This is a genomic window from Streptomyces sp. DvalAA-43, assembly GCF_900091725.1.
Lineage (GTDB): Bacteria > Actinomycetota > Actinomycetes > Streptomycetales > Streptomycetaceae > Streptomyces > Streptomyces pulveraceus.
Window position 1 is genome coordinate 15,819 of record NZ_FMBW01000048.1, and the last position, 11,277, is coordinate 27,095.

Annotated in this window: 9 protein-coding genes; 6 read left to right on the top strand and 3 right to left on the bottom strand. The window is 73.1% G+C overall.

Annotated features, from left to right (window positions below; translation table 11 throughout):
• From GA0115234_RS20555 to GA0115234_RS20565, 3 genes are read right to left on the bottom strand one after another with little or no spacing between them, the layout of a single operon-like run.
• Positions 1-603 (bottom strand): TetR/AcrR family transcriptional regulator, encoded by a 603-nt coding sequence (locus GA0115234_RS20555; protein WP_093543749.1) that lies wholly within the window; start codon positions 601-603, stop codon positions 1-3.
• A complete protein-coding gene (locus tag GA0115234_RS20560; protein WP_093543750.1) occupies positions 600-1,385 on the bottom strand; it encodes an SDR family oxidoreductase in 786 nt (261 codons plus the stop codon). Before GA0115234_RS20560 ends, GA0115234_RS20555 begins: the two co-directional genes overlap by 4 nt.
• Positions 1,382-2,548 (bottom strand): acyl-CoA dehydrogenase family protein, encoded by a 1,167-nt coding sequence (locus GA0115234_RS20565; protein ID WP_093543752.1) that lies wholly within the window; start codon positions 2,546-2,548, stop codon positions 1,382-1,384. Before GA0115234_RS20565 ends, GA0115234_RS20560 begins: the two co-directional genes overlap by 4 nt.
• 46 nt (positions 2,549-2,594) lie before the next feature.
• On the opposite strand from GA0115234_RS20565, the gene GA0115234_RS20570 reads away from it, so the two are divergent.
• The 6 genes from GA0115234_RS20570 to GA0115234_RS20595 all read left to right on the top strand — a co-directional run bounded on the left by GA0115234_RS20570 (position 2,595) and on the right by GA0115234_RS20595 (position 11,162).
• A complete protein-coding gene (locus GA0115234_RS20570) occupies positions 2,595-3,443 on the top strand; it encodes an enoyl-CoA hydratase (protein ID WP_093543753.1) in 849 nt (282 codons plus the stop codon).
• Positions 3,443-4,618, top strand: coding sequence for an acyl-CoA dehydrogenase family protein (locus GA0115234_RS20575; RefSeq protein WP_093543755.1), 1,176 nt, complete (start codon positions 3,443-3,445; stop codon positions 4,616-4,618). Before GA0115234_RS20570 ends, GA0115234_RS20575 begins: the two co-directional genes overlap by 1 nt.
• The gene (locus tag GA0115234_RS20580; RefSeq protein WP_093543757.1) at positions 4,618-5,604 is read left to right on the top strand and encodes an acyl-CoA dehydrogenase family protein; all 987 of its coding nucleotides are present in this window, start codon (positions 4,618-4,620) and stop codon (positions 5,602-5,604) included. The genes GA0115234_RS20575 and GA0115234_RS20580 overlap by 1 nt, the downstream gene beginning before the upstream one ends.
• A gap of 24 nt (positions 5,605-5,628) precedes the next feature.
• Positions 5,629-6,702 carry an acyl-CoA dehydrogenase family protein gene (locus GA0115234_RS20585; protein ID WP_093543759.1) on the top strand — a complete coding sequence of 358 codons (1,074 nt, stop codon included), beginning with the start codon at positions 5,629-5,631 and terminating at the stop codon, positions 6,700-6,702.
• A gap of 49 nt (positions 6,703-6,751) precedes the next feature.
• Positions 6,752-7,540 (top strand): SDR family oxidoreductase, encoded by a 789-nt coding sequence (locus GA0115234_RS20590; RefSeq protein WP_093543761.1) that lies wholly within the window; start codon positions 6,752-6,754, stop codon positions 7,538-7,540.
• Between the two features lie 247 nt (positions 7,541-7,787).
• Positions 7,788-11,162 (top strand): pyruvate carboxylase, encoded by a 3,375-nt coding sequence (locus GA0115234_RS20595; RefSeq protein ID WP_093543763.1) that lies wholly within the window; start codon positions 7,788-7,790, stop codon positions 11,160-11,162.
• The last annotated feature ends 115 nt before the right edge of the window (positions 11,163-11,277 follow it).

Below are 11,277 nucleotides of genomic sequence, written 5' to 3' on the forward strand. Positions count from 1 at the left end.
TCAGGTGCGTGGGGTGATGCCTTCGAGGACCATGGACAGGTACTGGCGGGCGATCTCCTCCGGGCTGTGGACGCCGCCGGGGCGGTACCAGGAGGCGGCCACCCAGACGGTGTCGCGGACGAACCGGTAGACGAGCCTGACGTCCAGGTCGGCGCGGAAGGCCCGCTCGGCGACGCCGCGCTCCAGCGTGCGCAGCCAGGCGTTCTCGAACTTCAGCCGGGTGTCGGCGAGGTAGGCGAAGCGCGGCTGGGCGGAGAGGTGCCTGGATTCCCTCTGGTAGATGGCGACCGCGGGCCCGTGCCGGTCGATCTGCCGGAAGGACTGGGTGACGAGCGCCTCGATGGTCTCGCGGGGGCCGAGTCCGGCGGCCAGGACGGTGCCGTAGCCCGCCCACAGCTCGTCCAGGAAGGCCGAGAGGATCTCGTCCAGCATCGACTCCTTGGAGTCGAAGTGGTAGTAGAGGCTGCCCGCGAGCAGGCCCGCGTCGTCCGCGATGCGGCGGACGGTGGTGGCGTTGTAGCCCCGGGCGGCGAACACCTCGGCGGCGGTCGCCAGGAGTGCGGCGCGTCGTTCGACGCCGTCGTTGCCGGTGATCGCGTTCACGCCCTCTGGCTGCTGACGGAGACGGTCTCGCCGGTCAGGTACGAGGAATAGCCGCTGGCCAGGAAGACGATGACGTTGGCGATCTCCCAGGGCTCGGCGTACCGGCCGAAGGCCTCGCGTTCGGTCAGTTCGGCGAGGAGTTCCGGTGTGGTGACCTTCACCAGGTGCGGGTGCATGGCCAGGCTCGGTGCGACGGCGTTGACGCGTACGCCGAAGTCGGCGGCCTCCAGGGCGGCGCACCGGGTGAGCGCCATGACACCGGCCTTGGCGGCGGCGTAGTGCGCCTGACCGCGCTGGGCACGCCAGCCGACGACGGAGGCGTTGTTGACGACGACGCCGCCGGTGCCGCGGTCCTTGAGGTGGCGCAGGGCGGTGCGGGTGCAGCGGAAGGTGCCGTTCAGGGTGACGTCGAGGACCTTCGACCACTGCTCGTCGGTCATGTCGACGAGTTCGGCGGTGCCACCGAGTCCGGCGTTGTTGACGACGATGTCGAGCCCGCCGTGGCGCTCGGCGGCGAACGCGAACAGGGCGTCGACCTGCTCCTGGTCGGTGACGTCGCAGGGCAGCGCGGCGACGTGGTCAGCGCCGAACTCCTCGGCGAGGGCGGCGGCGCTCTCCCCCAGGCGGCGTGCGTGGGCGTCGCCGATGACGATCCGGGCGCCCTCCTCCAGGAACTTGCGGGCCGTCGCTCCGCCGATCCCGGCGCCCGCGGCGGCGGTGATCACGGCGGTGCGTCCGTCCAGGAGTGAGTGCCCCGCTACATAGGGCGGCCGGTCGGTCACGGGCGGATCTCCTTGGGCAGGCCGAGGACGCGCTCGGCGATGATGTTGCGCTGGATCTCGTTGGAGCCGGCGTAGATGGTGTCGGAGCGGGAGAAGAGGAACAGCCGCTGCCAGTCGTCGAGTTCGTACGGTGCCCCGGCGGCGGCCAGGCCGCCGGCGCCCAGGACGCTCATGGCCAGCTCACCGAGCTCCCGGTGCCAGGTGGCCCAGAAGATCTTCCCGATGGACGCCTCGGGGCCCGGTGCGCCGGCCGCCACGCCGTCGAGCATCCGCAGGGCGTTGCACCGGATGGTCTCCAACCCGGTCCAGGCGCGGGCGAGCCGGTCGCGGATCAGCGGGTCGTCGGCGGCGCCGTTGCGCCGGGCCAGGGCGATGAGGGATTCCAGTTCGCGCCGGAAGCCGACCTGCTGGCCGAGGGTGGAGACGCCGCGTTCGAAGCCGAGGGTGGCCATGGCCACGCGCCAGCCGTCGCCCGGGGCTCCGACGATGTGCTCGGCGCGGGTGCGGGCCCCGTCGAAGAAGACCTCGTTGAATTCGGAGGTGCCGGTCAGCTGGGCGATCGGCCGGATCTCCACACCGGGCCCGTCCAGCGGGACCAGGAGGTAGGACAGGCCCCGGTGGCGGGACGAGCCGGGCTCGGTGCGGGCGACCACGAAGCACCACTGGGCCTCGTGGGCCAGTGACGTCCAGATCTTCTGTCCGGTGACGACCCAGTCCGCGCCGTCCCGCTCGGCCCTGGTCCGTACGTTCGCCAGGTCGGACCCGGCGTCGGGTTCGCTGTAGCCCTGGCACCACAGCTCCTCGACGGCGACGATCGGCGGCAGGAACCTGGCCCGCTGCGCGGGTGTGCCGAAGGCCACGAGCGTCGGTCCCAGCAGCTGTTCCCCGATGTGGTTGACCCTGGCGGGGGCGTCGGCCAGGGCGTACTCCTCGTGGAAGGCGACCTGCTGCTCGATGCTCGCGCCCCGGCCCCCGTAGGCCTCGGGCCAGCCCACGCAGGTCCAGCCCGAGGCCGCCATGTGCCGTTCCCAGCCCAGCCGTTCGGCGAAGGCCTCGTGCTCGCGTCCGGGGCCGCCGCGACCGCGAAGGCCCGCGAAGGAACCGGTGAGGTTGGCGGCCAGCCAGCCGCGGATCTCGGCGCGGAACTCCTCGACGCTGCTCATGACAGTACGTTAATCTACCAAACACTTGTTAGGGAAGGAGGGGCCGATGCCCACTGCCCACGACGAACCGGTGCGCTACGAGAAGCAGGGCCCGGTCGCGACGGTGACCATGAACCGGCCCGACTACCGCAACGCGCAGAACTCCGCGATGACCTACGCACTGGACCGGGCGTTCTACCGCGCGGCCGGGGACGACGAGGTGAAGACGGTCGTCCTGGCCGGGGCGGGCAAGCACTTCTCCGCCGGCCATGACATCGGCACCCCGGAGCGGGACGCCCATCTGCCGTTCGAACGCCGGGCGGGACTGTGGTGGGACCACTCGGACAAGGAGGGCGGGGAGAGCCGCTTCGCCCGCGAGTCCGAGGTGTATCTGGGGATGTGCCGCAGATGGCGCGAGCTGCCGAAGCCGGTCATCGCCTCCGTCCAGGGCGCGTGTGTGGCCGGTGGGCTGATGCTCGCCTGGATCTGCGACCTGATCGTGGCGAGCGAGGACGCGTTCTTCGCCGATCCCGTGGTCCGCATGGGCATCCCCGGGGTCGAGTACTTCGCACATCCCTGGGTGATGCCACCGCGGATCGCCAAGGAGTTCCTCTACACCGGCGACCGGATGAGCGCCCGGCGCGCATACGAGGTCGGCATGGTCAACCGGGTCGTGCCCCGCGAGGAACTTGCCGAATATACAAGGGAGTTGGCGCTGCGGATCGCCGGGATGCCCCGCCTGGGCCTCGCCCTGACCAAGCGCGCCGTCAACCAGGCCGAGGACCTCCAGGGGCTGCACACCGGCCTGGACTCGGTGTTCGGCCTGCACCACCTGGCACATGCCCACAACGCCGAGACCGCGTCCGACGCGCTCGGCGGCATGGACATCGGGGCGATGAAGAAGGCGGGCTCCTGATGGACCTCGATCTCGACGCGGCCGACGAGGCGTTCCGCACCGAGGCGCGCGACTGGCTGGCCGCCCACGTCCCGGCCGTCCCCCTGCCGTCCCTGGAGACCGCCGACGGCTTCGCCGCCCACCGTGAGTGGGAGGCCACGCTGGCCGCGGACCGCTGGTCGGTGGTCTCCTGGCCCGAGGAGTTCGGCGGGCGCGGCGGCTCCCTGCTGCGCTGGCTGGTCTTCGAGGAGGAGTACTACGGAGCCGGGGCACCCGGCCGGGTCAGCCAGAACGGAATCAACCTGCTGGCCCCCACCCTCTTCGAGCACGGCACCGCCGAACAGCTGGCCAGGATCCTGCCCGCGACGGCGCGCGGCGAGGTCATCTGGGCACAGGCCTGGTCGGAGCCGGAGGCCGGTTCGGATCTGGCCTCGCTGAAGTCGACGGCCGTACGGACCGAAGGCGGCTGGCTGCTCAGCGGCCAGAAGACCTGGTCGTCCCGGGCCGCCTTCGCCGACCGGGCCTTCGGCCTGTTCCGCAGCGACCCGGAGGCGGACAAGCCGCACCGGGGGCTGACGTATCTGATGTTCCCGCTGGACGCCGAGGGGGTCACGGTGCGGCCCATCGGACGGCTCGACGGGAAGCCCGCCTTCGCCGAACTCTTCCTGGACGGGGTGTTCGTCCCGGACGAGGACGTCATCGGCGAGCCAGGACAGGGCTGGCGGGTCGCGATGAGCACCGCGGGCAACGAACGCGGACTCACCCTGCGCAGCCCCGGCCGGTTCACGGCCGCCGCCGACCGGCTGGCCGCCCTGTGGCGCGCGCACGGCGACCCCGCGGACACGGCGCTGCGCGACCGGGTCGCCGACGCGGTGATCGGGGCCCGCGCCTACCGGCTCTTCTCCTACGCGGGGGCCTCCCGGATCCTGTACGACCAGGGCGGTCCCGCCGGAGCCGCCGCCAGCCTCAACAAGATCTACTGGTCCGAGCTGGACATCGCTCTGCACGAGACCGCGCTCGACCTGCTCGGGCCGTACGGCGAACTCGCCGACCACGCGGACGAATCGCCGGCCGCCGGCGGCTGGGCCGAGGGCTATACCTTCGCCCTGGCCGGACCCGTGTACGCGGGCACCAACGAGATCCAGCGCGACATCGTCGCCGAGCGGCTGCTCGGCCTGCCGAAGGGACGCCGGTGATGCGCTTCTTCCCCGACGCCGAGCAGCGGGAGTTCGCCCGCTCCCTCGACGCCCTGCTCACCTCCTGCGACACCCCGGCCGTGATCCGGTCCTGGGCCACCGGCGAGCACGGCCCGGGGCGGGCCGTCGGGGCCCGGCTGGCCGAGGCCGGGGTGTTCGCACTCGCGGTGCCGCGGGAGCACGACGGATTCGGCCCGCTCCCCCTCGAACTGGCCATCGCCTTCGAGGTCCTGGGGCGGCACGCCGTTCCCGGGCCGCTGGTCGAGACGGTTGCCGCGGCGGCCCTCCTGGACCGGCTCGGTGACGACCGCATCGCCGCCGAACGACTGCCCGGCATCGCCTCGGGCAAGTCCGTCGTCTCGCTCTGCCTGACCTCCCTCGGCCCGTACGCCCTGGACGGCGACGCGGCCGACGCGGTGTTCGTGGTGGACGGCGACGCCCTGAGCGTCTCCACCGGGCCCGGTCCGGTACAGCCGTCGGCCGATCCGGCGCGGCGGCTGTCGCGGCCCACGAGCGGCACGGTCCTCGCCCAGGGCGAGTCGGTGGCCGCCGCCGCCGGGTACGCGGCCGATGTGGCCGCGCTCGCCACCGCGGCCCAGGCGCTGGGGGTGGGCCGCGCCCTGCTGGCCCGTACCGTCGGCTACGTCGCGCAGCGCACCCAGTTCGGGGTGGCGATCGGCTCCTTCCAGGCGGTCAAGCACCGGCTGGCGGACACTCTGCTGGCCCTGGAGTTCGCCGAGCCGCTGGTCCACGGCGCCGCCCTCGCGCTCGCCGCCGGCGACGACGGGGCGGGGCGCGAGATCGCCGCGGCCAAGGTCACGGCGGGCGAAGCCGCGTACGGGGCGGCGCGCACGGCCCTCCAACTGCACGGGGCCGTGGGCTACACCGACGAACTCGACCTGTCGCTGTGGATCCGCAAGGCCCGGCCGCTGCGCGACGCGTGGGGCACCCCGGCCGCCTGCCGGGCCCGGGTCCTGGCCGCCTGACCGCACAGTGAGGGGAGCGGCCCGGTGAGGCTGACCGAGGAGCAGGAAGAGCTGCGGTCGATCGTACGGTCGTTGCTGACCAGACATCAGGACGAGTCGGCGTGGGGGCCGTTGACCGAGCAGGTCGGTGCCGCCGGCCTGACCGTGCCCGAGGCGTACGGCGGGATGGGCGGCGGCGCCCGGGACGTCCATGTGCTGATGGAGGAGCTGGGCCGGAGCCTGAGCCCGCTGCCCTGTCTGGGCTCGGCGGTGCTCACCGTGGGGGCACTGCTGGCCTCCGGTGACCGGGAGGCCTGCGGGCGGCTGCTGCCGGGGCTCGCCGAGGGTGCCTCGGTGGGCGCGCTGGCCTGGGCCGAGCAGGGGTCCTGGGACCCGGCGGCGGTCCGCGCCGGGGCGACCGCGCACCCGGACGGCCGCTGGCTGCTCAGCGGGACCAAGGATCACGTACTGGACTGGCCCGGAGTCGATGTGCTGCTCGTCGCCGCCCGTACGGCCGCCGGGGTGTCGCTCTTCGAGGTGGCGCCGGACGCGGCCGGGGTGCGCCGGGAGCCCGTCGTGACCATGGACTCCACCCGGGGCCTGGCCCGATGGGTGCTGGACTCCGCCGAGGGGCGGCTGCTGGGGGCGGACGGCGACGGCGGGCGGTGCCTGGCACACGTACGGGACCTGGCGTGCGCGGCCCTCGCCGCGGAACAGGTGGGCGCGGCCGGACGCGCGCTGGAGCTCACCGTCGCATACGCCAGGGACCGGGTCCAGTTCGGCCGGCCCATCGGCTCGTTCCAGGCGGTCAAGCACCGGCTGGCGGACGCCTACGTCCTGGTGGAGTCGGCGCGTTCGGCGGCGCTCGGGGCCGCTTTCGCCGCCGACGAGGACCCGGGGGCACTGCCCCGGGCCGCCGCCGTCGCCAAGTCCGTCTGCTCCGAGGCCTTCTCGGCGGTGGCCGGCGAGATGATCCAGCTGCACGGCGGGATCGGCATCACCTGGGAGCACGACGCGCACCGCTACTTCAAGCGGGCGCACGGGACGGGCGAGCTGTTCGGCCCGCCCGCGCACCACCGGGCGCGGCTCGCCGCCGCGCTCGGGCTGACGGCGCACTGAGTTCCGGCCCGGGGCGCGGCCCGGCCGGCGGACAGAGAGGCCTCACCTCATGCACATCGACAGCCCGTGGGACTTCACGGGACGCGTGGTGCTGGTCACCGGCGGCACCAAGGGCCTCGGGGCCGCCATCGCCGGGGCGTTCCTGGACACCGGGGCCGAGGTGGTGGTCTGCGGCCGCACCACCCCGGACGCCCTGCCGGCGGCCGGGGGCCGGGAGGCACTCTTCGTCCCGGCCGATGTGCGCGATCCGGCGGCGGCGTCCGCGCTGGTGGACACCGCGGTGCAGCGCTTCGGCCGGCTCGACGTCCTGGTCAACAACGCGGGCGGTTCGCCGGACGCGGACGCGGCCACCGTCTCGCCGCGGTTCGTGGAGAAGATCGTCGCGCTCAATCTGCTCGCGCCGTTCTACGTGGCGCAGGCGGCCCACCGCGTCATGCGGGACCAAAAGGACGGCGGCTCGGTCGTCAACATCGGCAGTGTCTCCGCCCACGACCCACAGCCCGGCACCGCCGCCTACACGGCCGCCAAGGCGGGGCTGCTGGCCCTCACCAGGGCGCTGGCCCTGGAATGGGCGCCGGCGGTCCGGGTCAACCACATCACCACGGGGCTGATCCGCACGCCGGGCGCGGCACTGATCTACGGGGCGGACGGCGGGGCGTCGGTGGCGGGTGTGATCCCGATGCGCCGGATGGCCGTGCCCGGGGACGTCGCCCGTGCCTGTCTGTTCCTCGCGAGCGAGCTGTCCGGATACGTCAACGGGGCGGATCTGGCGGTGCACGGCGGCGGCGAGTTCCCCGCCCGCTACCTCGCCGCGAAGGCGGCCGGCCAACCGGAGTGAGAGCGGTCCGCCACGGTCCCGGCCGGTGAGCGCTCCCGGCCGGGTACGGGGCGCGGCACCGGGGCACGCGAGCCCGGCCCGATCCGGACGAAAGGACCCGGGTCTCCGGTACGGTGTCGAACGCTTCGCGCCCGAGAGGGTACGGAGCGCTTCGCCGCCACCGTGTGACCACGGGACGCCGACCGGCGTATCCGTGCGACATCGCCCGTCCTGACGCCACGCGCCCGTGACATGACTGGGGAGTCTGATGTTCGAGAAGGTATTGGTCGCCAACCGTGGGGAGATCGCGATTCGCGCGTTTCGCGCGGCGTTCGAGCTCGGAGTCTCCACGGTCGCCGTGTTCCCCCACGAGGACCGCAACTCCCTCCACCGGGCCAAGGCCGACGAGGCCTACCGGATCGGGGAGCCCGGACATCCCGTACGGGCCTATCTCTCGGTGGACGAGATCATCGGGGCCGCCCGGAAGGCGGGTGCCGACGCGGTCTACCCGGGCTACGGCTTCCTGTCGGAGAACCCGGACCTCGCCGCCGCGTGCGCCGGGGCCGGCATCACCTTCATCGGGCCGCCCGCTCCGGTGCTGAACCTGACCGGGAACAAGTCCCGGGCGGTCGCGGCAGCCCGGGAGGCCGGCGTACCGGTGCTGAAGTCCTCCGCCCCTTCGGAGGACGTGGACGCGCTCGTCGCGGCCTCGGCGGACATCGGCTTCCCGGTCTTCGTCAAGGCCGTCGCGGGCGGCGGGGGGCGCGGCATGCGCCGGGTCGCCGAGGCGGGCGAGCTGCGCGAGGCGATCGACGCGGCGATGCGCGAGGCCCGGTCCTCGTTCGGCGACGCCACGGTCTTCCTGGAACAGGCCGTGATCGACCCGCGCCATATCGAGGTGCAGATCCTCGCCGACGCCGAGGGCAATGTGGTCCATCTGTACGAGCGGGACTGCTCGTTGCAGCGCCGCCACCAGAAGGTCGTCGAGATCGCGCCCGCCCCGCACCTCGACCCGGCCCTGCGGGACCGGATCTGCGCCGACGCCGTCGCCTTCGCACGCCATATCGGCTATGTGAACGCGGGCACGGTCGAGTTCCTCGTCGACGGGCGCGGCAACCACGTCTTCATCGAGATGAACCCGCGCATCCAGGTCGAGCACACCGTGACCGAGCAGGTCACCGGACGCGATCTGGTGATCGCCCAGATGCGCATCGCGGCGGGCATGGCCCTGCCCGAACTGCACCTCACCCAGGACGACATCACCCTCAACGGCACCGCGATGCAGTGCCGCATCACCACCGAGGACCCGGCCAACGGATTCCGGCCGGACACCGGCACCATCTCCGCCTACCGCTCCCCCGGCGGGCCCGGCGTCCGGCTGGACGGCGGCACGGTCCACACCGGCGCCGAGGTGTCCGCCCACTTCGACTCGATGCTGGTGAAGCTCACCTGCCACGGGCACGACTTCGCCAACGCGGCCCGCCGGGCGCGCCGGGCCATCGCGGAGTTCCGGATCCGGGGCGTGGCGACCAACCTGCCCTTCCTGGGCGCCGTGCTGGACCAGCCCGACTTCCGCGCGGGACGCGTCACGACGAGTTTCATCAACGCGCACCCGGAGCTGATCCACGCCCGCCCGTCGGCCGACCGCGGCAGCCGGATGCTCGGCTATCTCGCCGAGACCACCGTCAACCGGCCGTACGGTTCCCGCCCCGCCGTCATCGACCCGGCGGACAAGCTGCCCGCCCTGCCGCCCGGGACACCGCCGGCCGGTTCGCGCCAGCGCCTGGCGGCCCTGGGCCCGCAGGGCTTCGCCGCCGAGCTGCGCGCCCGGTCGGCCGTCGCCGTCACCGACACCACGTTCCGCGACGCCCATCAGTCGCTGCTGGCCACCCGGGTGCGGACCCGTGACCTGCTGACCGTCGCACCGTACGTCGCCCGGACCGCACCGCAGCTGCTGAGTCTCGAATGCTGGGGAGGCGCCACCTACGACGTGGCGCTGCGCTTCCTCGCCGAGGACCCGTGGGAGCGGCTGGTGAAGATCCGGGAGGCGGTGCCCAACATCTGCACCCAGATGCTGCTGCGCGGCCGCAACACGGTCGGCTACACGCCCTACCCCACCGAGGTCACCGAGGCGTTCGTCGCCGAGGCCGCGTCCGCCGGGATGGACATCTTCCGGATCTTCGACGCCCTCAACGACGTGTCGCAGATGCGCCCGGCGATCGACGCCGTGCGCGCCACCGGCACCTCGGTCGCCGAGGTGGCGCTCTGCTACACCGCGGACCTCTCCGACCCCGGCGAGACCCTGTACACGCTGGACTACTACCTGCGGCTGGCCGAACAGATCGTGGCGGCGGGCGCCCATGTGCTCGCCATCAAGGACATGGCGGGGCTGCTGCGCCCGCCCGCCGCCCGCACGCTCGTCACCGCGCTGCGCGACCGTTTCGACCTGCCGGTCCATCTGCACACCCACGACACGGCGGGCGGGCAGCTCGGCACGCTGCTCGCCGCCATCGACGCGGGGGTGGACGCGGTCGACGCGGCGGTCGCCTCCATGGCCGGCACCACCAGCCAGCCCCCGCTGTCGGCGCTGGTGGCCGCCACCGACCACACCGAACGCGCGACGGGCCTGTCCCTGCAGGCGGTCGCTGATCTGGAGCCCTACTGGGAGGCGGCCCGCAAGGTCTACGCCCCCTTCGAGTCCGGGCTGGCCTCGCCGACCGGCCGGATCTACCACCACGAGATCCCCGGCGGGCAGCTGTCCAATCTGCGCCAGCAGGCCATCGCCCTCGGCCTGGGCGACCGCTTCGAACTCATCGAGGACTGCTACGCCGCGGCCGACCGGATGCTCGGGCGGCTGGTGAAGGTGACGCCGTCGTCGAAGGTGGTCGGTGATCTGGCGCTGCATCTGGTGGGCGCGGGGGTCGAGGCGGCGGCCTTCGAGGCCGACCCCGGCGGGTTCGACGTACCGGACTCCGTGATCGGCTTCCTCCGCGGTGAGCTGGGCGACCCGCCGGGCGGCTGGCCCGAGCCGTTCCGCACCCGTGCGCTCCGGGGCCGCCCGGCGGGGGCGGAGACCCCGCAGCTGTCGGACGAGGACCGCGAGGGTCTGAAGCACTCGCCGCGCCCGACGCTGAACCGGTTGCTCTTCCCGGGCCCGACCAAGGAGTTCGAGGCCCACCGCGCGGCATACGGCGACACCTCCGTGCTGCCGACCCAGGACTTCCTGTACGGGCTGGAGCCGGAGACCGAGCACACGGTGACGCTCGAACCTGGCGTCACCCTGCTGATCGAGCTGGAGGCGGTCTCCGAACCGGACGAGCGCGGGTTCCGCAGCGTACTGGCCACTCTCAACGGGCAGTTGCGGCCGGTGTCGGTCCGGGACAGGTCCGTCGCCACCGAGGTCAAGGCCGCCGAGAAGGCGGACCGGGGCAACGAGGGCCATGTCGCGGCGCCGTTCGCCGGGGTCGTCACCCTCCAGGTCGCCCAGGGCGCCTCGGTGTCGGCCGGTCAGACCGTGGCCACCATCGAGGCGATGAAGATGGAGGCGTCGATCACCGCCCAGACCACCGGGGTCGTGCGGCGTCTCGCGATCGGCGGCGTCCAGCAGGTAGAAGCGGGTGATCTGCTCATCGAGATCGGCTGATCCGGAGGACTGGAATCCGGCCCCGGACGGCGCGGCGTCCGGTCCCCGCGGGCGCCTTCGCGCACCGGGGGCCGGACGTCCGGGGGCCGTTGCGCTGTTACGCGTCCTCGTCGTC